A 23,011-nucleotide genomic window follows, 5' to 3' on the forward strand; every position below is an offset into this window, starting at 1 on the left:
ATGTTGAGAGAAATGAGAAATTACCGCCTCCTTTGGGCGGGCGGCCTGATCCTGCTCCTTGGCTTCGCGGCGGCTGCCCTCTGCCTCGGGCAGTACCGGATCGCCCCGGCGGCGGTTCTCCGCGCCCTGGCGGGGGCACCCGGGGTGCCGCCCAATGACCGGACGGTCATTTTTAAAGTGCGGCTTCCCCGCATCCTCCTGGCGATGCTTGCGGGCTGCGGGATGGCGGTCTCCGGCGCGACGTTCCAGAGCTTATTCTCCAATCCCCTGGCGACCCCGGACACCCTGGGAACGGCCAATGGCGCTTCGTTCGGCGCGGCCCTCGGCCTTCTCCTCGGCCTGCCCGCCCTCGGCGTGCAGCTCTTCGCCCTGGTTTTCGGCATAGCGGCTGTCGCCCTCGTCTTCCTCGTCACGGCGGAGGGCGGGAGCGGGCGCCGGTCGATGATGATGGTGATCCTCGCCGGGATGGTGATCAGCGCCCTGTTTTCCGCGCTGGTGTCCCTCATCAAGTACGCGGCGGATCCCCAGGATACGCTTCCGGCCATCACCTTCTGGCTGATGGGTTCCCTCTCGGGAACCACCTTCCGGTCCCTTTTGTTCGGCGCCCCGCTGATCATGGCGGGCACCCTGCTTCTCTGGCTTCTGCGCTTCCGGATGAACACGCTGTCCCTCTCGGAGGACGAGGCGAGGTCGCTCGGACTGAACCTTCCGCTCGTGCGGGGGCTGGTCATCGGCGCCTCCGCGGCGGTCACGGCGGCGGTGGTCTCCCTCTGCGGCGTCATCGGCTGGGTCGGGCTCCTGGTTCCCCATCTTGTCCGGATGGCGGTGGGCAATGACAACCGGCGGATCATCCCGGCATCCATGGTGGCGGGGGCGCTGTTCCTCCTCGTGGTGGACACCGCAGCCCGCTGCGCCGCCAAAGCCGAGATCCCGGTCTCCATCCTGACCTCGGTGATCGGCGCGCCGCTCTTTATCCTGCTGCTCCGGAAAACCGGGGGGATCCGGGCATGAGCCGGAAGCGGGGCGCGGCGCCATGGTACCGGAGGCAAACTGAAACGGGGCGCGGCGCCATGACGCCGGAAGCTGCCCGGAGCTGGGCGCGGTTTTACGGCACGGTTTTGCCCGGCGGCGGAAAGGAAGAACCTTGAAATGAAACTGGAACTGAGAAACGCGGCATTTTCCTATGAGAAGGGAAAGCCGCTTCTGGAAAATATCTCCCTCACCGCGTATTCCGGCGAGGCCTGGGCAATTCTCGGGAAGAACGGCATCGGGAAAACCACGCTGCTCCGCTGCCTGCTCGGATTCCGGCGCTGGACCTCCGGCGGGCTTTATCTCGATGGGAAACCCGCGGATCCGGCGTCCGCCGGCGGGCGCCGGTTCTGGCGGCGGGCCGCCTATGTGCCGCAGGCGGGGCGGCAGGCATTTCCCTGCACGGTCGAGGAAAATGTCCTCCTCGGCCGCGGAGCCTATCTGGGCCTTTTCGGACAGCCGGGCAGGCGCGATATCGAGGCAGCGGAGAAAGCCATGGCGATGGCGGGCGTCCTGGGGATCCGCGGAAAAAACTGCGGGGAGATCAGCGGCGGGCAGCTCCAGATGACCCTGATTGCCCGGGCGCTCGCCTCGGAGCCGGAGCTTCTCATCATGGACGAGCCGGAGACCGGGCTGGATTTCCGGAACCAGCTGATGGTGCTCGGCCTGATCCGGAAGCTCGCCCATGAGCGAAACCTGCTGGTCATCTTCAACACGCACTATCCGGAACACGCATTAGATACGGCGGACAGGACGCTGCTTTTCCTGGAAAATGGCCGCGCCCTGTCCGGTCCCACGGAGGAGGTCCTGACCGGGGAGAACATGCGGGCGGCATTCGGCGTCGAGGTGGTCCGCGCGGAGGCGGAGTACCGGGGAAAGACCCTGGTCTCCCTGATCCCCGCGGGATTCCGCGAAGAAGGAGAGAACGGATGAAAGAAGAATCGAGAATTGCCATGCTGTCTATCATTGTCGAGGATCCGGAGAAAACCGGGAGGCTTAACGAGCTTCTGCACGCCTGCAATGCCTATATCGTCGGGCGGATGGGGATTCCCTACCGGGAGAAGGGGCTGTTTCTCATCGCGGTTGCCATCGACGCCCCGGAGACCGTGACCAGCGCCCTGACCGGGCAGATCGGGCGCATCGAGGGCATCAGCGTGAAGACCGCGTACGCGAAGAAATGAGGAAAGGGTATGACAGAGAGAGAACGGATCAGGGAACTCTATGGGAAGGGGCAGCTTCCGCCGGAGGAATACGCCCCGCTGATCGATGAGCGCAATCCGGAGGAAGCGGAATATCTCTTTTCCCTGGCGAGAGAGCGCTGCCATGCCGTCTTCGGCGATGAGGTCTACCTCAGGGCGATCATTGAGTTCAGCAATTACTGTGCGTCGGACTGCAATTACTGCGGCATCCGCCGGTCAAACGGGAAGGCGGAGCGTTACCGGATGAGCCGGGAGGCGATCCTCACCTGCGCGGGGCGCGCGCATTCCTTCGGCTTCCGGACCGTGGTGCTCCAGAGCGGGGAGGATCCGGCGTACAGCGATGAGGAGATCTGCGGCATTGTCCGGGACATCCGCCGGGAGTTTCCGGAGATGGCGGTCACCCTGTCCATCGGGGAAAAATCCCGGGAATCTTACCAGAGATATTACGACGCGGGGGCAGACCGCTACCTGCTCCGGCACGAGACGGCGTCATTTTCCCTCTATAAGAGGCTGAAACCGGCAAACCAGCTCCTGGAGAACCGCATCCGCTGCCTTCTCGACCTCAAGTCGATCGGCTACCAGGTGGGTGCCGGCATGATGCTCGGGGCGCCGTACCAGCAGACAGACGATCTCGTGCAGGATCTCCTGTTCCTCAGGCAGCTTCAGCCGGAGATGATCGGCATCGGCCCGTTTATTCCGCACAAGGACACGCCGTTCCGGGATTTCCCGGCGGGGACGGTGGAGCTCACCTTGTTCATGCTCGGCGTCCTCCGCCTGATGTTCCCGGAGGCGCTGATCCCGGCGACCACGGCGCTCGGCACGCTCGACCCGAAGGGGAGGGAGAAGGGGATCCTCGCGGGGGCAAATGTCATCATGCCGAACGTCTCCCCGGTGGAGAACCGGGGAAAATATCTCCTCTACGACGGCAAGATCTGTACCGGCGAGGATGCCGCGATGTGCAGCGCCTGCATGGAGAGAAGGATGGCCGCGATCGGCAGGACGATTTCCCGCTCCCGTGGGGACGCCCCCGGCTGGGAGAAAAAAGACAGGGCCGCGGGATGCTGAACGCTTCTGCGGATTTGTTCTTGTCTGTGAACTTTTTCCATGCTATGATGACAGGGAATTTCTGAACAGACAGGATTTGATGACAAGCAGGAGGTAAGATCGATGGCAGCTTATTCTGAAATGTCAACAGATGAACTGAGAGCTCTCCGCAAGGAGCTCTCTCAAAAATATCACGGCTTCCAGGATCAGGATATGCATCTGGATATGTCCAGGGGGAAGCCCTGCCCGGAGCAGCTTGATCTCTCCATGGGGATGATGGATGTCCTGAACAGTGACAGCGACCTCCGCTGCGAGGATGGGACGGACTGCCGCAATTACGGCGTCCTGGACGGCATCAGCGAGGCGAAGAAGCTGATCGCGGACATGATGGAGGTTACGCCGGATCATGTCATCATCTATGGAAACTCCAGCCTGAATGTTATGTACGATACCATTTCCCGCTCTATGACCCACGGCGTCATGGGCAATACGCCCTGGTGCAGGCTGGACAAGGTGAAATTCCTCTGCCCGGTTCCCGGCTATGACCGCCACTTTGCGATCACGGAATTTTTCGGCATCGAGATGATCAACGTGCCGATGCTGGCTGACGGGCCGGATATGGATATGGTGGAGGAACTGGTCTCCACGGATCCGGCAGTCAAGGGGATCTGGTGCGTCCCGAAGTATTCCAACCCGACCGGCAATTCCTATTCCGATGAGGTTGTGCGCCGCTTCGCTCATCTGAAGCCCGCCGCGCCGGATTTCCGCATCTACTGGGATAACGCCTACAGCATCCATCACCTCTATGAGGAGCACGATGAGGTGCCGGAGATTCTCAACGAGTGCCTGAAGGCTGGAAATCCGGACATTGTCTACAAGTTCTCGTCCACCTCGAAGATCAGCTTCCCGGGTTCGGGCATCGCGGCGATTGCCGCCTCCCACAATAATCTGGAGGATATCCGGAGGCAGCTGCGGGTGCAGACCATCGGCCACGATAAGGTGAACCAGCTGCGCCATGTCCGCTTCTTCCGCGATATCGACGGCATGCATGAGCACATGAAGAAGCATGCGGCGATCCTGCGCCCGAAGTTCGAGGCGGTGGAGGAGATCCTGGAGAGGGAACTCGGCGGCCTCGAGATCGGCAGCTGGACAAAGCCGAGAGGCGGCTACTTCATCTGCTTCACTTCGCTGGACGGCTGCGCGGCGCGGATCATCGCGCGCTGCAAGAAGGCGGGCGTCAAGATGACCGACGCGGGAGCGCCGTTCCCGTACCACAAGGATCCGAAGGATTCCACGATCCGCGTGGCACCGTCCTATCCGTCTCTCAGTGAATTGAAGACGGCGGCGGAGATCTTTGCGCTTTCCGTGAAGATCGTCAGCATTGATAAGATCCTTGAGGAGAGAGAAGGATGATTGAGGATTCCCACACCTCAGGCAGGGAGAATTCGGGGGCGGACCAGGTCCGCCCCCGCCGGCTCTCTGTCTGGAAATATCTTCCGGAGGTTAAGCCGGGCGACAGCCTCCTGCTGTCCTTCCTGATTCCGGTGCTGGTCATGATTGTGGTCTTTGCCCTGAGGGGGATCTACCCCTTCGGGAGCAACAGCTTTCTCCGGACGGACCTCTATCACCAGTACGCGCCGTTTTTCTCGGAGTTCCAGTACAAGCTCCAGCACGGGAAAAGCCTATTCTACAGCTGGGATGTGGGCATGGGGGTCAATTTCTCGGCGCTCTACGCCTACTATCTGGCGAGCCCGGCCAACTGGCTCATCATCCTCTGCCCGAAGGCGCATGTGATCGAGTTCATCACCTCGCTGGTTGTCCTGAAGATCGGCCTCTGCGGCCTCACCTTCACCTGGTACATCCAGAAGCATTTCGGACGCCGGTTTGTCGGGGCGTCGTTCTTCGGCGTTTTCTATGCTCTCTCCGGGTATATCGCGGCATACAGCTGGAACATCATGTGGCTGGACTGTATCTGGCTGTTCCCGCTGATCATGTACGGGCTGGAGCGGCTGGTCTTTGCGGGGAAGCCGTTCCTCTACGCGGTGACGCTCGGGCTCTCCATCCTTTCCAATTATTATATCTCCATCATGATCTGCATCTTCATGGTGATCTATGCCATCTCCCTTGAAATCCTGAAACCGGGGAAGTCCCCCCGGGCGGTTCTGGTGGACATGCTCCGTTTTGCGCTGTATTCCCTCCTTGCGGGGATGATGGCGGCGGCGATCCTCCTCCCGGAGATCGCGGCGCTCAGGTCGACGGCATCCGGAGATTTCGATTTTCCGAAGACCGTGGAGACCTATTTCCCGATTTTTGACATGATCGCGCGCCATCTTTGCGGCGTGGAGGTGGAGGAAGGCCTTGACCACTGGCCGAACGTCTTCTGCAGCACGGCCGTCTTCCTGTTCATCCCGCTGTACTTTATGGACAGGCGCGTCTCCCTTCGGGAAAAATGTGTGTACGGCGTCCTGCTCGTGGTGTTTTACGCGAGCTTTTCGGTCAATGTCCTGAACTTTATCTGGCATGGCTTCCATTATCCCAACAGCCTGCCGTCGAGGCAGTCCTTTATCTATATTTTTCTCCTGCTGACGATGTCGGCGAGGGCTTACCTGGATCTCCGGAAACTGCCCGCGCGCCTTCTGGGAACCGCCTTTGCCGCCGCCATGGGCTTTGTGCTGCTCGGGCAGAAGCTGGTCACGGATGACGCGTTCCATGACGGCGCCTGGTACGGCGCGATGCTTCTTCTCGGCCTCTACGCCCTGCTTTTGTACTACCGCATGACGAGGCAGGGGATACGCAGGATCCTGGGGGCATCGGCCTTCGCGCTCGTCATCGCGGAATCCCTCATCAACACGGCGGTCACCAGCGTCCCGACGACTAACCGGACCACCTACAAGGCGGATGACAGTGCCATCGCGATGCTGACCTCGGATCTCTCCGCCAGATATGGCTTCTACCGGATCGACAAGGTCAAGGCGAGGACGAAAAATGACGGCGCCTGGATGAATTTCCCCACTTCGTCGCTGTTTTCCTCGGTGGCAAGCGCCGGGGTCACCGATTTCTTCCGCTCTTTCGGCTGCGAGGGCTCAACCAACGCCTACTCCACCGTCGGGGCGACGCCTCTCACGGACGCCCTGTTCGCGACACAGTATACGCTGACGAAGACGCAGACGGACAATCCCCACATGCATCTCCTGCAGGAGCTCGATGCGATGTCCCTCTATGAGAATGAGTATGTCCTCCCCCTGGGCTTCGGCCTTCCGGGCGGCTTTGCCGATCATTGGGATTACAAGCAGAAGGATCCGGCGGCGGTGCAGAATGATTTTGCGAACGCGCTGGGCGCCCGGGACGTCCTGGATATGGTGAGCGCGGACGACAGCGGAAGTACCGTGACCTTCACCGCGGACCAATCCGGCGAGTACTATATCTATGTGGGCAACAGCGCCGTCAAGAAGGTGGAGCTGGAGAAGGATGCCGGCTCGGAGAAGATTTCCAATGTGAACCGCGGCTTCTTTGTTGAGACCGGCTGGCTCTCCGCGGGGGAAATGGTGACGCTCCGGGCGGATGACCCCGAGAACCAGGATCTCCGCGCGGCCGTCTACCGTTTTAATTATGACAGCCTGGCGAAGGTGTGTGATACCCTGTCGCAGGAGACCATGACCGTGACGGAGTGGAAGGATTCGAGGATCACCGGCGAGGTCACGATGCGGGAGGCGGGGACGCTCTTCCTGTCGATCCCGTACGACAGCGGCTGGAGGGTGACTATTGACGGAAACAAGAGTATAATATATAAGATGTTTGACGCGTTCAGCGGCATCGATCTGGAGGCCGGCACACACACGATTGCGCTTTGCTATACCCCGCAGGGCTTCCGGCCGGGCATCTGCATTTCCCTGTCGGGGCTTTTGCTCCTCGGAGCTGCCTGGCAGGCAGAGCACATCCTCCGGGGGAAGAGAGCGGCGGGGAAACGCCGGCAGGGGGGAAATGGCACGCGGGGGCGGCTGCGTCTCCGGAGTCTCACGAAAAAAGAGAGGGCTGATGATTATGGCAAAGAAACTGGAAGAATATGTGCGGAGCATCCCGGACTTCCCGAAGCCGGGGATCATATTCCGGGACATCACGACGATCCTGAAGGATCCGGACGGACTCACGATGGCGGTGGACGGCCTGGCGAAGGCGGTTGAGGACTGCGATTTTGATCTCGTCCTCGGCCCGGAATCCCGCGGGTTCATCTTCGGCGTGCCGGTGGCGTATAAGCTCCACAAGGGATTTGTCCCGGTCCGCAAGAAGGGGAAGCTCCCCGCGGAGACTGTTTCCGTGAAATATGACCTGGAGTACGGCTCCGCGGAGCTGGAGATCCACAAGGATGCCATCAAGCCCGGCACGAGGGTGGTCATCATTGACGACCTGATTGCCACCGGCGGTACGATGGAGGCGATCTGCAAGCTGGTCCGGGAGATGGGCGGCGAGGTTGTGAAGATCGCGTTCGTCATGGAGCTCGCCGGACTGGAAGGCAGGAAGAAGCTCAGCAGCTATGATGTCGCTTCACTGATCACCTATCCGGGAAAATAATCACAGATTGGGAAAGAGGGATGATACATGGAGGAAAAAGACCGCAGCCAGACTCCGAAGCAGGAGAGAGTGATTGAGTCCCCGGCGGATTTCACGGATCCGGAGGTGCTCTACCGGCAGCTGATTGCGGCCATCCGCCGCTATCACCCTTCGGACGACATCAGCATGATCGAGAAGGCCTATGAGGTGGCGAAGACCGCCCATAAGGACCAGAAGAGAAAATCCGGGGAGCCCTATATTATCCACCCGCTCTGCGTCGCGATCATCCTGGCGGATCTCGAGCTCGACAAGGAGACTATCGCCGCCGGGATCATGCACGATGTGGTCGAGGACACCGAGGTGACCTACGACGACATCAAGAAAGAATTCGGTGAGGAGGTTGCGAATCTGGTCGACGGCGTCACCAAGCTGACCCAGATCTCCTGGCACAAGGACAAGATCGAGATCCAGGCGGAAAACCTCCGGAAAATGTTCCTTGCCATGGCCAAGGATATCCGGGTGATCCTGATCAAGCTGGCCGACCGCCTGCACAATATGCGGACGCTCCAGTACATGAAGCCGGAGAAGCAGAAAGAGAAGGCCCGGGAGACGATGGATATCTACGCGCCGATCGCGGATCGTCTGGGCATCAGCAAGATCAAGACCGAGCTCGATGACCTCTCCCTCATGTACCTGGAACCGGAGGTATATAAGAGCCTCAAGGAGCAGGTCGCGAGGCGGAGTGAGAACCGGGAGGAGTTCGTCCACCACATTATGGGCGAGGTCTCCGCGGAGATGAAGGAGCAGGGGATCCACTGCAAGATCGAGGGCAGGGTCAAGCACTACTTCAGCATTTACAAGAAGATGGTCAACCAGAACAAGACCATCGACCAGATTTACGACCTGTTTGCCGTCCGCATCATCGTCGATACGGTCAAGGACTGCTATGCGGCGCTCGGCGTCATCCACGAGATGTACAAGCCGATCCCCGGCAGGTTCAAGGACTACATCGCGATGCCGAAGCCGAATATGTACCAGTCGCTCCACACGACGCTGATCAGCAAGAGCGGCGAGCCCTTCGAGATCCAGATCCGCACCTTTGAGATGCACCGCACGGCGGAATACGGTATTGCGGCACACTGGAAGTACAAGGAATCCGGCAGCGGCGAGGCGGCCAATATCGACAACACCGAGGCCAAGCTCTCCTGGCTGCGCCAGATTCTCGAGTGGCAGCAGGACATGTCCGATGACAAGGAGTTCATGAACCTCCTGAAAAGTGACCTTGACCTCTTCCAGGACAGTGTCTACTGCTTCACCCCGACGGGCGATGTGAAGAACCTGCCCGCCGGATCGACGCCCATTGATTTCGCTTACGCGATTCACAGCGCTGTCGGCAACAAGATGGTTGGCGCCAGGGTCAACGGGCGCCTCGTGACGATCGATTACAAGATCCAGAACGGCGACCGGGTGGAGGTCATCACCTCCCAGAATTCCAAGGGACCGAGCCGCGACTGGCTGAAGCTGGTGAAGAGCACACAGGCCAAGAACAAGATCAACCAGTGGTTCAAGGCGGAGCTCAGGGCGGACAATATCCAGCGGGGCCGGGACATGATCGACCGGTATTGCCGGGCGCACGGCATCGATTTCAATGAGATCAACAAGCCGGAGTGCGTCCAGAAGGTGCTGCAGCGCTATTCCTACCGGGATTGGGAGTCTGTGCTGGCCTCTGTCGGGCATGGCGGGATCAAGGAAGGCCAGATCATCAACAAGATGGTCGAGGAGCGCAACAAGCAGAAAAAGCGTGAGGAGACCGATGAGACCATCCTCGATACCATCGCCGCGGACGGCAACAAGATGCCGGTTGTGGCAAAGGGAAAATCGAGGAGCGGTATCGTGGTCAAGGGGCTCGGGGACCTTGCAGTGCGCTTCTCAAAGTGCTGCAATCCGGTGCCGGGTGACGATATCGTCGGCTTCATCACCCGAGGGCGCGGGATCACGATCCACCGGAGCGACTGCATCAACCTCGCGAAGCTCCCGGAGGAGGAGCGGAGCCGCATCATCGAGGCGGAATGGCAGGCGCCGGAGCATCTGACCGGCATGGAGAAATATGCCACCGAGATCCGCATCATCGCGAACAACCGCATCGGCATGTTTGTGGATATTTCCAAGGTATTTACGGAAAAACAGATCGACATCACCTCCATGAATGTCACCACCAGCCGTCAGGGCAAGGCGACGATCATCATGACCTTTGACATTCACGGCAAGGAGGAATTGAACGAACTGACGGAAAAACTCCGCCAGATTGAAGGCGTTCTGGATATTGTCCGGAACGCGGGCTGATCCTGGAAAACCGAGAGAGAAGCTGCCCACTGCCGGGGAAGGCGGTGGGCATTTGCGATTATGCAGAGCACTTAACAAGCGTAAGCGCAGTTCGAACTTAGCAAATTCGCTTGCCCGGCATTTTGCCGGGGATAAAGGAGGATTATGGGACTCATGTTAAAGCGCCTCATGGTAGGCGTGATCGGCACCAACTGTTATCTCGCAGCCAATGAGGATACGAAAGAAGGATTTATCCTGGATCCCGGCGGCGACGCGCAGCGGATTGCGCGGGAGGTAAGGCGCATGGAAATGCATCCGCAGGCGATCCTCCTCACGCACGGGCATGCGGACCACATCAGCGGCATTTCCGAACTGGAGAAGCAGATCCAGGTACCGGTCTGGGCGCTCGACCGGGAGAAGGCAGTCCTGCACGATACGGAGGCGAACCTCACCGCCGAGTTCGGCGGCGGGCAGGGATTTACGCTGGATGCCAGCCGCTACCTCACGGACGGGGAGGAATTTGTCCTGGCCGGGGTAAAAATCCGTGTCATCTGGACGCCCGGCCATACCGCCGGCTCCTGCTGCTACTATCTGCCTGAGGCCGGCGTCCTCTTTTCCGGCGATACCCTGTTTGCCCAGTCCTACGGGCGCACCGATATGCCGACGGGGAGTGAGCGGGAGATGGTGCACTCCGTGCGGGATATCCTTCTCAGGCTGCCGGCGGCGACCAAAGTATTCCCAGGCCATATGGGCTTCACGACAATCGCCGATGAGCGGGCGGGAAATCCCCTGTCTGCCGGGAATTACCCGGAAGACAGCGCCCGTGCGGACGGGGAGGCGGAAGCATGATCGCGCTGATTCTCGAGGACAATGCCTTTGAGCAGGACATCCGGGAGCTGCTGATGGCGTATTTCCCCGGACACGGCTTTGTGCACACCGAGGAGGAGGCTGCGGGCGCTTCCCTGGTCTGCCGTGGTGAGCGGGAGGGCAGTGCCTTTATCCTCTCGCTCAGCTTTCCGGAACAATCCGGGGATACGGATCTCCATCCGGAGGCCTATCCTGGCGAATTCCCGGCGGAGGCTGCCGGAAAGACCTGGACCAGGTCCTGCCAGCCGGATTTTGCTGTCCGGAAATCCGCGAAGAATGAAATCAAGCGCACCCTTTACCGGCTCTGCCGGGAAATCACCGGGCGGGAGCTCCCCTGGGGCACGCTGACCGGCATCCGCCCGACCAAGATCGCCCTCACCGCGCTCCTGGATGGCCGGGACAGCCGGGAAATCCGGGAAGAAATGCGGGAGGACTACTACACGAGCGGGGAGAAGATCGCCCTCTGCCTCGCGGTCGCCGAGCGGGAGAAGCGGATGATCTCCGGCCTCGACGCGGTGCACGGCTGGAGCCTCTATGTGGGCATCCCGTTCTGCCCGACCACCTGCCTCTACTGTTCGTTCACTTCCTTCCCGATCGGCGCGTGGAAGGACAGGCTGGACAGCTATTTTGATGCCCTTTTCCGGGAAATGCATTATCTGGCGGAGCGGACGGGCGGGAGCGAGCCGGGGCGTGGTCCCGAGACGATCTATATCGGCGGCGGGACGCCGACCGCCCTGGATCCGGAGCACCTGGACCGGCTGCTCACAGAGATCGGGGAAACCTTCTCCCTGGACCGGCTCCGCGAATTTACCGTCGAGGCGGGCCGCCCGGACAGCATCACGGAGGAGAAGCTCCGTGTCCTCCGCGCCCACGGCATCAGCCGGATCTCCATCAACCCCCAGACCATGAACCAGGCAACCCTGGATCTGATCGGCCGGCGGCATACGGTGGAGGAGGTGATCGGGAAGTTCCACATGGCGCGGGAGCTGGGCTTTGACAACATCAACATGGATATCATCTGCGGCCTTCCGGGGGAGAATCCGGAGGATGTCGCGCGGACGCTGGGCAAAATCCGCGAGCTCGCCCCGGACAGCCTGACCGTCCACTCACTGGCGGTCAAACGGGCCGCCCGCCTCAATGTCCAGCGGGCGCAGTGGAGGGATGTCCGGATTGTGAATACGCAGGAGATGATTGAAATGACCGCGGAGGCGGCCCGTGAGATGGGGCTTTCGCCGTATTATCTCTATCGCCAGAAGAACATGGCCGGCAATTTTGAGAATACCGGCTACGCGGCTCCGGGGAAAGAGTGCCTCTATAATGTCCTGATTATGGAGGAGAAGCAGACGATCCTCGCCTGCGGTGCCGGGACAACGTCGAAGTTCCTGGTTCCGGAGGAAAACCGGATTGAGCGGGCGGAGAACTGTAAGGATGTCGCCACCTACATCGCGAATGTTCAGGAGATGATGGAGAGAAAAGAGCGGCGCTTCCGGGAACTTCGTGATTGCCGCGCGTGAGAAAAATGGGGACGGCGTGGTTTATGCCGGTTCCCGCCTGTGCTGAACTGCCGCGAGAGAAAAAGAAGGCGAAGAGCCCGGTCCGGTTGGATAGGTTCTCCGCCTTCTTTTTGCTTTAAGTTTTATTTACTGCCAGTCCCGGCAGAGCTCGTCCGCCAGCTTCCGGAGCGCCTCCTCGCTCTCCGCGTTCAGGGCGGATTTCAGCGTCACGGTTGTCTCCGTGAACGTGATATTTTTGCTCTTTTCCAGGAGGGCGCGCATTACCTTGGCCGCCATCGGCGCCCAGCTGCCGTTCTCGATCAGGGCTACCGTCCGGTTCTGGTAATTCCTCTCGGTAAGGTTCTCGATGAAGGTCCGCATCGTCGGGAAAATGTCCGCGTTGTAGGTCGTTGTGGCGAGAACCAGCTTGCTGTAGCGGAAAGCGTCCTCAACAGCCTCGTGGATGTCGTCGCGGGAGACATCGAAGACGGAGACGTTCGGGCAGTTCCCCGCTTTCAGCATGTCCGCGAGCCGGAGCGCCGCCTCCCTGGTGTTCCCGTAGACGGAGGAATACGCGATGGTCACGCCCGGCTCCTCCGGCTTATACGCGGACCAGGTGAGATAGAGATTCAGGTATTCGGAAATGTCTCCGGTGAGCACGGGGCCGTGGAGGGAGCAGATGGTCTTCATCTCCAGGCAGGAAATTTTCTTCAAAAGCGTCTGCACCTGCATGCCGTACTTTCCGACGATGCCGAAATAGTACCGGCGCGCCTCGCAGGCCCAGCCATCAGGATCCTCGACGTCATTTGCCCCGAACTTTCCGAAGGCGTCCGCGGAGAAGAAGACCTTGTCCCGGCTGTCCCAGGTCATCATCACCTCCGGCCAGTGAATCATCGGGGCAAAGATGAAGGTCAGGGTGTGGTGCCCCAGCTCCAGCGTGTCGCCATTTTTTACGACAATCTTTTTCAGGCTGTCCAGGCCGTAGAACTGGCCGATCATCGCGAAGGTTTTCGCGTTGCCCACGACCTGCGCGTCAGGATACTTCTCCACAAAAGCCTGGATATTATAGGAATGATCCGGTTCCATGTGCTGGACGATCAGGTAGGACGGCGCCTTTCCGCCGGTGACCCGCTCGATGTTCGCGAGCCACTCCCCGCCGAATTCCCTTGCGGTTGCATCCATGACCGCGATCTTGTCATCCAGAATCACATAAGAATTGTAAGCCATGCCGCGAGGAACCGCGAACTGGGATTCAAAGAGGTCAATCTCATGGTCATTGACTCCCACATAACGAATGTCATCAGTTACCCTGCAATCAGCTGCTTCCATGACAGATTCCTTTCTCCGACGGAAATTCCCCGGCGACGCGGGGCGCCCTGCGTTTTCATATCTTTCGGTAGCTGTTCTGAACCTGTCTCGGGTTCCGGGCGCCTGCGGCGCACGGCCAAATCCCGGAAAGTACCCGCAAAACCGCCTGCAGGCGGCTGCTTTTTCGGATCCTCCCCGGCATGGGCTGAACAGTTACATTTTCGCAGAAATCATAGCATAAAATCGCCCGCCTGTGTTGGCTTTGCGGAAAAAAATGTGACTGCCGGAGCCCCGAGGTATTGTTTACCCCCCGCATTTCCCCCCTGCAAGTGCCGGGCAGGGACAAAAAAATAAGGCCAGCCCGTGCTGAAGTGGCATAGGGCCGGCCGTGTTGGCGGCATCTCCGAGGATCCTCCCAGATGTTTCTCCATTTGAGCCTGACCCGCGCATGAGAAGAATGCACCGGCCAGGCTCTTCGGGTCACACCTAAGATGTCAGCTAAGCTGTCCCCTTCGATGTCAGTTTTATTATACCGCATAAATTGTCAAATAATATGGGAAAATTTAACAAAATTTTTGCAGAGGACACTATTTTTACAGAAAATTCGCAAATCAAATTCAGTTGTGAAAATAAAGACAGTTGGAAAAATCGGGACAGACCCCGGAGAACCAGGCCATTTTTCGCCGACTGAAAAAAAGAAGCCCGCGAAATGGAGAAAGCAGAAAACGGGGTAAATTATACACAGAAAAAAGTCATTCCGAACTCCGGGAAAGTTTAAAAATCCGGACAGGGCAAAGAAAATTGAGAATTGGGGAGCACGCTTTTGGAAGATACCCGGATTCCGTTTTTGTGCAAATTGACAGAGAGGGGAGAGAAGGACGCAAAGCCGTCCGCGAGCAGCCGGTTTGCAGCCGCATCTCCCCCCCGCAAGGGCTGAACATTTACAAAAAAACCGTCCGGTGAGGGAAAAATGCTTGAAATATGACGCCGGTTTGTTAGTATTAAAAAGATAGAGATCATGGAAAAGCAGGAGGAAATCAATGGCACTGATCAAGAAACCGGTTACCGGAATGAAGGATATTCTGCCGGCGGAGATGGAAATTCGCGATTATGTGCTCGGCATCATCCGGGAGACTTACCGTTCTTACGGTTACGCGACAATCGAGACGCCCGGTGTTGAGCATATCGAGAACCTGACGAGCAAGCAGGGCGGGGACAATGAGAAGCTGATCTTCAAGATTTTAAAGCGCGGCGACAGGCTGAACCTCGCGGAGGCAAAGTCTGATACCGATATTGTGGATTCCGGCCTCCGGTATGACCTGACGCTGCCGCTCTGCCGCTACTACGCCAATAACGCGGCAAACCTGCCGATGCCGTTCAAGGCACTGCAGGTCGGCAATGTGTGGCGCGCGGATCGTCCGCAGAAGGGGCGTTTCCGCCAGTTCGTCCAGTGTGACATCGACGTCCTCGGGGATCCGACAAACCAGGTCGAGATCGAGTCGGTGCTCGCGATCACCAAGACCCTTCACAGGATTCTTCCGGACCGCCATATGACGGTGCACATCAACGACCGCGCGATCCTGAAGGGAATGGCGGATTACTGCGGCTTCCCGGAGGAGGATATCGCCGAGATCTTCGTCATCCTTGACAAGATGGATAAGATCGGGGAGAGCGGCGTCCGGGAGGAGCTCCTCGGACGCGGCCTAAGACAAGAGTCGGTTGACCGCTATCTTGGCCTTCTGGACAATGTTACCGCCGACGCGGATGGCGTGCGCCGCCTCGGGGAGAAGATCAGCAGCGCCATGGATCCGGCAAAGGCAGAGAACCTTGCCCAGATCATGGAGACCGTCCGGGCAGTTTCCCACCTGGATTTTGACCTGATTTTTGACCCGACGATGGTCCGGGGGCAGGGATACTATACCGGAACGATTTTCGAGGTGTCGATGGACGGCTTCGGCGGCGCGGTGGCCGGCGGCGGCCGCTATGACCACCTGGTCGGCAAATTCACGGGGCAGGATGTTCCCGCCTGCGGAATTTCCATCGGTTTTGAGCGGATTATCACGATTCTCCTGGAAGCCGGGTTCAAGGTTCCGGAGAGCGCGGGAAAGAAAGCCTTCCTGTATGAGAAAGGGCTTTCTCCGGAACAGTTTTCCAAGGTGCTCTCTGCCGCCGAGGCGGAGCGGGAGAAGGGGACGAAGGTCGCCCTGGCCCTGATGGCGAAAAATAAAAAGTTCCAGAAAGAGAAATTCGCCGAGGACGGCTATACGGAATTTGAGGAGTTCTACCGGCGGAACCTGTGAGGCGCGGTTTGCCGGATGGTTCCGGGAACCCGTGAGGCGCGGTTTGGCGGATGGTTCCGGGAACCTGTGGAGGCATAAGTTCCGGCGGCTCCGGGAACCGATGGCATCGGCTCCCCGGAATTCCGGGGAGGGATAAGGAGAAGAGAGATGGCAAAGAAGAAAGGGTTTATCGAAGAATTTAAGGAGTTTGCGCTTCGCGGCAATGTGATGGACATGGCCGTCGGCGTGATCATCGGCGGAGCATTTTCCAACATCACAAAATCCCTGACCGAGGATATCCTGTCGCCGATCCTGGGCATCTTCGGCGGCGCAAATTTCGATTCGCTGACTTTCAGCTTCCAAGCGCTGAACGGCGGTGAGGTCGTGCTGAATTACGGAAAATTCATCACCGCGGTGATCAACTTTCTGATTATGGCTTTCGTGGTGTTCTGCCTGCTCAAGGCAATCAACCGCTTGATGTCGATCGGGAAGAAGCCGGAGGAGCCCAAGGCGCCGACCACGAAGATCTGCCCCTACTGCAAGAGCGAGATCCCGATCGACGCGACCCGCTGCCCGCACTGCACTTCTGAACTGGAGTAACTGCTTAGATAGAATCAACGCCTGCCGCGGTGGGGGAATCCCTCCCTGCGGCAGCTTTTGCTTTACCGCTTTTCCGCGGGCAGGGAAGAAAGGAATGAAGAGATGGACGCTCTGAAAATTCTGATGGTGGACGATGAAGCGCGCATGCGCAAGCTGGTGAGGGATTTCCTCTCCGTGAAGGGCTTCCGGGTGGTCGAGGCCGGGGACGGCGAGGAGGCACTCGATGTCTTCTTTGCCCAGAAGGATATCGACCTGGTGATCCTGGACGTGATGATGCCGAAAATGAACGGTTGGCAGGTGCTCAAGGAGATCCGCCAGTATTCCCGGGTGCCGGTGATCATGCTCACGGCAAGAAGCGAGGAGAGCGACGAGCTTCAGGGCTTTGACCTGGGTGCGGACGAGTATATTTCCAAGCCGTTCAGCCCGAAGATCCTGGTCGCCAGGGTGGAGGCGATTCTCCGCCGCAGCGGCACCGCCGCCTCCGACACCATCGAGATCGGCGGTATCCGCATCGACCGGGGCGCACATGAGGTCAGTGTGGACGGAAAACCGGTGGAGCTCAGCTTCAAGGAATTTGAGCTTCTTACCTATTTTGCGGAGAATCAGGGGCAGGCGCTCTCCCGCGAGAAGATTCTCAACAATGTCTGGAATTATGACTATTACGGCGATGCCCGCACGATCGATACCCACGTGAAAAAGCTGCGCAGCAAGCTCAGGGACAAGGGCGATTATATCAAGACGATCTGGGGGATGGGCTACCGGTTCACCCCGGAACATGAGGATAAGGACGCGAAGGAGCAGAAGGACGCGAAAGGCGCGGCCGCCGGGAGAACAGATTGAAACGATTCAAGATTAAACGCGCCAATTCCATGCATTTCCGCATGACCGCCGCCTTCATCGCGATCATAGCCTTGTTCATCACCCTCCTCTGGATCATGAACAACTGGTTCCTGGAGGATTTTTATATCCGCTACAAGGTACGGCTGCTGGAAAATGGCTACAAAGAGATCAATACCGTGATTTCCCGGGCAAATGCCCAGCACAGCGGGAATGGGACGGATTCGCAGGAGGCGTCGGATTCGCAGGAGGCGTCGGACTCGCAGGAGGCGTCGGATTCGCAGGAGGAATCGGAATCCTCCGCGGAGACGGAGGGCACCACGGAGGAATCCCTTCCCACGCTGCCATCTCCGGAGGGTGCACCTCCGGCAGGGGCAGCCCGCCCGTCTGACGCGGTCGAGCCACCTTCCGAGCCGGATGACGACTCTCCCTTTATTATTGGAAGCGAGGGGAGCGGAAGCAGCTACAGCATCGCCAGCGATGACACGGTGGTCGCCACGGTCCAGGCTCTCGGGGAGACGTCCAACATTTCCGTCCTGATCTACGACAGCATGGAGGGAAAAATCCTGGTTTCCTCCAGTTCCGAGGCCTACCGGATGCTGGACAAAATGCAGCACTACATTCTGGGGCAGTATCCGGCGAAATACGAGACGATCAAACAGACCAGCAACTACACAATCCAGGAATCGTCCGACCGCAGAAGTGACAAGACCTACCTGGAAAGCTGGGGGTATTTCGCCGACGACGGCACCATGTTTTTCATGTCGACGCCGGTGGACAGCATCCGCGAGGCGGTGCACATTTCCAACCAGCTGCTGATGTATCTCGGCCTGGTGGTTCTCGTCATCGGTTCCGTGGTCGTCTACTTTATGACCCAGCATTTTACCCGTCCCATCAACCGCCTGTCCCAACTCTCGGAGCGGATGTCCAGGCTGGATTTCCGGGCCAAATACGAGCCTGAGCGCCGGCAGACGCTGGAGATCGAGACACTGGGAAACAGTATGAACAGCCTCTCTGACCGCCTGAATGAGACGATCGGGGAACTGAAGGCGGCGAATGCTCAGCTTCAGAAGGACATCCGGGAGAAGGAGCGCATCGACGAGATGCGGAAGGAATTTATCGCCAATGTCTCCCACGAGCTGAAGACGCCGATCGCGCTGATCCAGGGCTATGCCGAGGGGCTTGTCGAGGGCATGGCGGAGGACCCTGAAAACCGTGATTATTACTGCAATGTCATCATGGATGAAGCGGGGAAAATGAACAAGATGGTGAAGCAGCTGCTCACGCTGAGCGCCCTTGAGTCTGGCTCTGAGCAGACGGAGCTGCGCGCCTTCGACCTCGCCGAGCTGGTCAATGGCGTTGTGCAGGCTAACCAGCTGGTTATCCGGGACAAGGGAGTCCAGGTGACGGTGGATGTGAATGCGCCGATGGCGGTGTTGGGCGATGAGTTCCAGATTGAGGAGGTTGTCACTAACTATCTGAATAACGCCCTGAACCATGTGGATGACCGGAAAATGATCCGGATTCGGACGATTCCGAAGCCGGAGAGCGGCAAGGTCCGGATCGCCGTATTCAACACGGGAACGCCGATTCCGGAGGAGGACCTGAACAAGCTCTGGCAGAAGTTTTATAAGGTGGACAAGGCGAGAACCAGGGCATACGGCGGCAGCGGCATCGGGCTCTCGATCGTCAAGGCAATCATGGACCGGCACCATCAGGCCTACGGCGTCATCGATCATGAGGACGGCGTGGAATTCTGGTTTGAGCTTGCCCTGGCGGAAAATCCCGGCAAGTGAATGGTATTGTTCAGCCCCAGCTTGCGCTGAACATGGCATAAAATGAATATTTTATGAAGTTCACCGGCTTTATTGACAAATACCCTGCAGGAAAATATAATTTATGTAACAATACGTAATAAATACGTAACAATCAACGGCCGGAAGCAGACCATCGGGAACCGGCCGGAAGGAGCTTGCAGGTGCATTTTACTCGAATCAGGACAGTAGCAGCCCTCAGCCTTTGCGGGCTGATTACAGCGGCGGTGCCGTCGCCGGCGTATATTCACGCGGCAGAGACCCAGGCCGAGACGGAAGAACTTCAGACAGATTCCACATCTCCGGAGGACGCCTCCGCAGAAGATGACAGCCAGGTTGTCCCGGAACAGCAGCTTTTCGCTGTGGTGAAGGATGATGATGTGACGATTTATTCCGGCGACAGCGGCAATTCGCAGGTGATCGCGAACGGAAGCGTCGGGGATTCCTTTAAAGTCAGCAACGCGGATACCAGCGGCTGGACCGAGGTGTCTGTCGGGAATACGACCGGATATCTGAAGCCGGGCAGCACAGTTTCCCTCGTCAACGTCGGGCAGGTCGCCGATGCGGCGATGGTTGCCCGCGAGGATGCCGCCGAAAAGGAGGCGGAAGCCATGGCGGCCGCGCAGGCGGCGGCTGAGGCCGCGGCAACCGAGGCGGCAGAGAATGCCAACCAGGCGCTCCGAAACCAGGTCGTGGCCTTTGCTGAGCAGTATCTCGGCGGACGCTATATCTGGGGCGGGGAGGATCCGAATGTCGGCGCCGACTGCTCCGGTTTTGTCAAGTATGTGATGGCGCACGCGGCGGGGGTTTCGATGAACCGCACGGCGATTGAGCAGGCACAGCAGGGAACGCCGATCACGGAGGACCGGCTCCAGCCAGGAGACCTCCTGTTCTATACCCGGGGTTCCGCGACGGATGCGCAGATCGGTATCGGCCACGTGGCGATATATATCGGGGACGGGAAAATCATCCATTCCAGCAATGAGCGGGACGGGGTCAAGATTTCAGACTGGGATTACCGCACACCGCTCAAGATCGTGAACGTCCTTGGCTGAGGGAGATCAGTGAGAGCGATCAAAAAAGAGAGCGACGGGCTTCCGCTTCGGCGGAGCCCGTCTTTGTGTCTGTTCTCTGTTCAGCGAGGCGTGGGAGAAGTCCCGCCTGGCCGTCCGCAGGCGGCCGAACGGCGGGCTTTCTTCCACACCGCGTTAAAGCGCCGCAGGCGCCTGCGCTGAATTTGATTGACAGAAATCGGGCATCCATTTACTATTAGTGGGAATTGGTTGAACCGCAGACCGCCATACCCGGCGGAGACAGGGAGGACGGCATTGACAGAATTTACATTGATGGCACCGTGCCATTTCGGGCTTGAGGCGGTGCTCCGGCGGGAGATCCAGGATCTCGGCTATGAGATCACGGAGGTGGAGAATGGCCGCGTCATGTTCTGTGGCGGGCCGGACGCCGTATGCCGCGCGAACATGTTTCTCCGCACGACCGAGCGCGTCATGATCAAGGTGGGCGATTTTCATGCGGATACATTCGAGGAGCTTTTCCAGGGGACAAAGGCGATTCCCTGGGAAGAATATCTGCCGAAGGACGCGAAATGCTGGGTGAAGAAGGCTTCCTGCATCAACAGCAAGCTGCACGCGCCTTCCTCCATCCAGAGCATGATGAAGAAGGCGATCGCGACGCGCTGGTCGGAGAAGCTCGGCCTCTCCTCCATGCCGGAGACAGGGGAGGAATATCCGCTGCGAGTCTTCTTAAACCGTGACCGTGTCACGGTCGGGCTGGACACCAGCGGGGATTCGCTGCACAAGCGCGGATACCGCCTGCTGCAGGGCGCCGCGCCGATCACGGAGACGCTCGCGGCGGCGCTGATCCTCCTCACCCCCTGGCATCCGGACCGCATCCTCGTGGATCCCTTCTGCGGGTCGGGGACATTTCCCATCGAGGCGGCGATGATCGCCGCGGGGATAGCCCCGGGGATGAACCGGGAATTTCTCGCGGAGAAGTGGACGAACCTGATTCCCCGGAATTTGTGGTACGACGCGGCGGACGAGGCACAGTCCATGGTCCGGGAAAATGTGGATGTCGACATCCAGGGCTATGATATCGACGGGGAGATTGTCCAGGCGGCGAGAGCGAACGCCGGGCGCGCCGGGGTCGAGAAGCTGATCCATTTCCAGCAGCGGCCGGTGGCGAATCTCAGCCACCCGAAAAAGTACGGTTTTATCATCACCAATCCGCCCTACGGCGAGCGCATGGAGGACCGGAAGAATCTGCCCGTGCTCTACCGGACGCTGGGGGAACGTTTCCGCGCCCTGGATTCCTGGTCGATGTTTGTGATCACTTCCTATGAGGACGCCGAGCGCTGGATCGGCAGGAAGGCCGACAAAAACCGGAAGATCTACAATGGGATGATGAAGACGTATTTTTACCAGTTTATGGGGCCGAAGCCGCCGAGGAGAAAGCGGGAGGACAGGGCATGACGAGAGTGGTCTTTGCCACGGGCAACAGGGACAAAATGCGGGAAATCCGGGAGATCTTCGGCGGGCAGGGCCGTGAGATCATTTCCATGAAGGAAGCCGGATTTTCCGGAGATATTGCGGAAAACGGCACGACTTTTCGGGAAAATGCGGAAATCAAGGCAAAAGCCGTCTGGAATGTCCTGGGCGGACTTGTCCTCGCTGACGATTCCGGCTTTGTCGTGGACTGCCTCGGCGGGGAGCCGGGCGTGTATTCCGCGCGCTGGATGGCGGGACATCCGTATGCGGAGAAAAACCGCGTGCTGATTGCGCGCGTGGACCAGGCCATCGCCGAGAACCCGTCCCTTGACCGCAGGGCGAGATTTATCTGCAATATCTGCGCGGTTCTCCCGGACGGGCGGGTGCTCCACACGGAGGCTCCCTATGAGGGGGAGGTGGCGCATGAGCCGGCGGGGGAGAACGGCTTCGGCTATGATCCGATTCTCTGGCTGCCGCAGTTTGGAAAGACATCCGCCGAACTCACGGAGGAGGAAAAAAACGCCGTCAGCCACCGCGGCAGGGCGCTCCGCCTCATGCGGGACCTGCTGGCCGGGGAGGGGGTTCTCTGATGAAAATCCTGATTATCAGCGACTCGCATCGGAAGGATTCCAATGTCCGCGAGGTGATCCAGCGCACAAAGCCATTTGACATGCTGATCCATCTCGGGGATACGGAGGGATCGGAAGACAGGATCCGGGAATGGTGCCTTGAGCAGAATCCGGACTGTGAGGTTCATATTGTTCAGGGAAATAATGACTTTTTCTCAGACCTTCCGAAAGAGGAGATGATCTGCATCGGCGATTATACCGCCTTGCTTACGCACGGCCATAATTACGGCGTCTCGATGGGCGTTGAGGTGCTGGAGGAGGAGGCCCGGGACCGCGGTGTGGACATTGTGATGTTTGGACATACCCACCGGCCGTTCCTGAAAATCGGGGAGAATCTGACAACACTCAACCCGGGCAGCATTTCCTACCCGCGCCAGGAGGGCAGGGAGAGGACATATATCCAGATGGAGATCGACCGGGAGGGGCAGGCGCACTACACGATCAGTGAACTGTGAGCTGAAGTTCCTGTTCAGCCCCCGCCTCTCGCGAAGAGAAGCTTCGCTCGATGTGGGGGTGGCCGAGCGCCTGCGGCGCTTGG

General features: G+C 59.1%; 20 protein-coding genes. 19 read left to right on the top strand and 1 reads right to left on the bottom strand.

Annotated elements, in window-relative coordinates; genetic code table 11:
* From ISF27_RS00770 to hemZ, 11 genes are all read left to right on the top strand, one after another.
* Positions 1–1,011 carry a FecCD family ABC transporter permease gene (locus tag ISF27_RS00770; protein ID WP_207727358.1) on the top strand — a complete coding sequence of 337 codons (1,011 nt, stop codon included), beginning with the start codon at positions 1–3 and terminating at the stop codon, positions 1,009–1,011.
* Positions 1,008–1,148, top strand: coding sequence for a hypothetical protein (locus ISF27_RS00775; RefSeq protein WP_194608223.1), 141 nt, complete (start codon positions 1,008–1,010; stop codon positions 1,146–1,148). Before ISF27_RS00770 ends, ISF27_RS00775 begins: the two co-directional genes overlap by 4 nt.
* Position 1,149: 1 nt before the next feature.
* Positions 1,150–1,962: an ABC transporter ATP-binding protein gene (locus ISF27_RS00780; RefSeq protein ID WP_194608225.1), complete on the top strand. Its 813-nt coding sequence runs from the start codon at positions 1,150–1,152 to the stop codon at positions 1,960–1,962.
* Positions 1,959–2,210: a TM1266 family iron-only hydrogenase system putative regulator gene (locus ISF27_RS00785; protein ID WP_194608226.1), complete on the top strand. Its 252-nt coding sequence runs from the start codon at positions 1,959–1,961 to the stop codon at positions 2,208–2,210. The genes ISF27_RS00780 and ISF27_RS00785 overlap by 4 nt, the downstream gene beginning before the upstream one ends.
* Before the next feature lie 9 nt (positions 2,211–2,219).
* The gene (gene hydE / locus ISF27_RS00790) at positions 2,220–3,293 is read left to right on the top strand and encodes a [FeFe] hydrogenase H-cluster radical SAM maturase HydE (RefSeq protein WP_194608228.1); all 1,074 of its coding nucleotides are present in this window, start codon (positions 2,220–2,222) and stop codon (positions 3,291–3,293) included.
* 102 nt (positions 3,294–3,395) lie between these two features.
* Positions 3,396–4,685: a PLP-dependent aminotransferase family protein gene (locus ISF27_RS00795; RefSeq protein ID WP_194608230.1), complete on the top strand. Its 1,290-nt coding sequence runs from the start codon at positions 3,396–3,398 to the stop codon at positions 4,683–4,685.
* On the top strand, positions 4,682–7,453 hold the full coding sequence (locus ISF27_RS00800) for a YfhO family protein (protein WP_194608232.1): 2,772 nt from the start codon (positions 4,682–4,684) through the stop codon (positions 7,451–7,453). The genes ISF27_RS00795 and ISF27_RS00800 overlap by 4 nt, the downstream gene beginning before the upstream one ends.
* Complete coding sequence (locus tag ISF27_RS13180; RefSeq protein WP_328701507.1) at positions 7,338–7,841, top strand: adenine phosphoribosyltransferase; 504 nt, start codon at positions 7,338–7,340, stop codon at positions 7,839–7,841. Before ISF27_RS00800 ends, ISF27_RS13180 begins: the two co-directional genes overlap by 116 nt.
* A gap of 27 nt (positions 7,842–7,868) precedes the next feature.
* Complete coding sequence (locus tag ISF27_RS00805; RefSeq protein WP_194608234.1) at positions 7,869–10,163, top strand: RelA/SpoT family protein; 2,295 nt, start codon at positions 7,869–7,871, stop codon at positions 10,161–10,163.
* Between the two features lie 144 nt (positions 10,164–10,307).
* Positions 10,308–10,991 (top strand): MBL fold metallo-hydrolase, encoded by a 684-nt coding sequence (locus tag ISF27_RS00810; protein WP_194608236.1) that lies wholly within the window; start codon positions 10,308–10,310, stop codon positions 10,989–10,991.
* Positions 10,988–12,523, top strand: coding sequence for a coproporphyrinogen dehydrogenase HemZ (gene hemZ, locus ISF27_RS00815; RefSeq protein WP_194608237.1), 1,536 nt, complete (start codon positions 10,988–10,990; stop codon positions 12,521–12,523). The genes ISF27_RS00810 and hemZ overlap by 4 nt, the downstream gene beginning before the upstream one ends.
* A 126-nt stretch (positions 12,524–12,649) precedes the next feature.
* On the opposite strand, the gene ISF27_RS00820 is transcribed toward hemZ, so the two are convergent.
* Entirely contained in the window at positions 12,650–13,831 is a 1,182-nt protein-coding gene (locus tag ISF27_RS00820) for an FprA family A-type flavoprotein (RefSeq protein ID WP_194608240.1), read from the bottom strand.
* Positions 13,832–14,850: 1,019 nt separating this feature from the next.
* Between ISF27_RS00820 and hisS the strand changes: the two genes are divergently transcribed.
* The 8 genes from hisS to ISF27_RS00860 all read left to right on the top strand — a co-directional run bounded on the left by hisS (position 14,851) and on the right by ISF27_RS00860 (position 22,928).
* Complete coding sequence (hisS, locus tag ISF27_RS00825) at positions 14,851–16,110, top strand: histidine--tRNA ligase (protein WP_194608243.1); 1,260 nt, start codon at positions 14,851–14,853, stop codon at positions 16,108–16,110.
* Between the two features lie 147 nt (positions 16,111–16,257).
* Entirely contained in the window at positions 16,258–16,689 is a 432-nt protein-coding gene (gene mscL / locus ISF27_RS00830) for a large conductance mechanosensitive channel protein MscL (protein ID WP_194608245.1), read from the top strand.
* Positions 16,690–16,791: 102 nt separating this feature from the next.
* Positions 16,792–17,529: a response regulator transcription factor gene (locus ISF27_RS00835; protein WP_194608247.1), complete on the top strand. Its 738-nt coding sequence runs from the start codon at positions 16,792–16,794 to the stop codon at positions 17,527–17,529.
* On the top strand, positions 17,526–19,322 hold the full coding sequence (locus tag ISF27_RS00840; protein WP_235985979.1) for a sensor histidine kinase: 1,797 nt from the start codon (positions 17,526–17,528) through the stop codon (positions 19,320–19,322). Before ISF27_RS00835 ends, ISF27_RS00840 begins: the two co-directional genes overlap by 4 nt.
* 182 nt (positions 19,323–19,504) lie before the next feature.
* Positions 19,505–20,395, top strand: a complete 891-nt coding sequence (locus tag ISF27_RS13470) for an NlpC/P60 family protein (RefSeq protein ID WP_194608249.1) — start codon at positions 19,505–19,507, stop codon at positions 20,393–20,395.
* A gap of 273 nt (positions 20,396–20,668) precedes the next feature.
* A complete protein-coding gene (locus ISF27_RS00850; protein WP_194608251.1) occupies positions 20,669–21,829 on the top strand; it encodes a THUMP domain-containing class I SAM-dependent RNA methyltransferase in 1,161 nt (386 codons plus the stop codon).
* On the top strand, positions 21,826–22,434 hold the full coding sequence (gene rdgB / locus ISF27_RS00855; RefSeq protein WP_194608253.1) for an RdgB/HAM1 family non-canonical purine NTP pyrophosphatase: 609 nt from the start codon (positions 21,826–21,828) through the stop codon (positions 22,432–22,434). The genes ISF27_RS00850 and rdgB overlap by 4 nt, the downstream gene beginning before the upstream one ends.
* On the top strand, positions 22,434–22,928 hold the full coding sequence (locus ISF27_RS00860) for a YfcE family phosphodiesterase (RefSeq protein ID WP_194608256.1): 495 nt from the start codon (positions 22,434–22,436) through the stop codon (positions 22,926–22,928). The genes rdgB and ISF27_RS00860 overlap by 1 nt, the downstream gene beginning before the upstream one ends.
* The last annotated feature ends 83 nt before the right edge of the window (positions 22,929–23,011 follow it).

Source organism: Clostridium vitabionis (assembly GCF_015351765.1).
GTDB classification, from domain to species: domain Bacteria; phylum Bacillota; class Clostridia; order Lachnospirales; family Lachnospiraceae; genus Clostridium_R; species Clostridium_R vitabionis.

Bases quoted from the DNA above. Each gene is read 5' to 3' on its own strand.
- ISF27_RS00770 (WP_207727358.1), top strand. From the start codon at position 1: ATGTTGAGAGAAATGAGAAATTACCGCCTCCTTTGGGCGGGCGGCCTG.
- ISF27_RS00775 (WP_194608223.1), top strand. From the start codon at position 1,008: ATGAGCCGGAAGCGGGGCGCGGCGCCATGGTACCGGAGGCAAACTGAA.
- ISF27_RS00780 (WP_194608225.1), top strand. From the start codon at position 1,150: ATGAAACTGGAACTGAGAAACGCGGCATTTTCCTATGAGAAGGGAAAG.
- ISF27_RS00785 (WP_194608226.1), top strand. From the start codon at position 1,959: ATGAAAGAAGAATCGAGAATTGCCATGCTGTCTATCATTGTCGAGGAT.
- hydE (WP_194608228.1), top strand. From the start codon at position 2,220: ATGACAGAGAGAGAACGGATCAGGGAACTCTATGGGAAGGGGCAGCTT.
- ISF27_RS00795 (WP_194608230.1), top strand. From the start codon at position 3,396: ATGGCAGCTTATTCTGAAATGTCAACAGATGAACTGAGAGCTCTCCGC.
- ISF27_RS00800 (WP_194608232.1), top strand. From the start codon at position 4,682: ATGATTGAGGATTCCCACACCTCAGGCAGGGAGAATTCGGGGGCGGAC.
- ISF27_RS00805 (WP_194608234.1), top strand. From the start codon at position 7,869: ATGGAGGAAAAAGACCGCAGCCAGACTCCGAAGCAGGAGAGAGTGATT.
- ISF27_RS00810 (WP_194608236.1), top strand. From the start codon at position 10,308: ATGGGACTCATGTTAAAGCGCCTCATGGTAGGCGTGATCGGCACCAAC.
- hemZ (WP_194608237.1), top strand. From the start codon at position 10,988: ATGATCGCGCTGATTCTCGAGGACAATGCCTTTGAGCAGGACATCCGG.
- ISF27_RS00820 (WP_194608240.1), bottom strand. From the start codon at position 13,831: ATGGAAGCAGCTGATTGCAGGGTAACTGATGACATTCGTTATGTGGGA.
- hisS (WP_194608243.1), top strand. From the start codon at position 14,851: ATGGCACTGATCAAGAAACCGGTTACCGGAATGAAGGATATTCTGCCG.
- mscL (WP_194608245.1), top strand. From the start codon at position 16,258: ATGGCAAAGAAGAAAGGGTTTATCGAAGAATTTAAGGAGTTTGCGCTT.
- ISF27_RS00835 (WP_194608247.1), top strand. From the start codon at position 16,792: ATGGACGCTCTGAAAATTCTGATGGTGGACGATGAAGCGCGCATGCGC.
- rdgB (WP_194608253.1), top strand. From the start codon at position 21,826: ATGACGAGAGTGGTCTTTGCCACGGGCAACAGGGACAAAATGCGGGAA.
- ISF27_RS00860 (WP_194608256.1), top strand. From the start codon at position 22,434: ATGAAAATCCTGATTATCAGCGACTCGCATCGGAAGGATTCCAATGTC.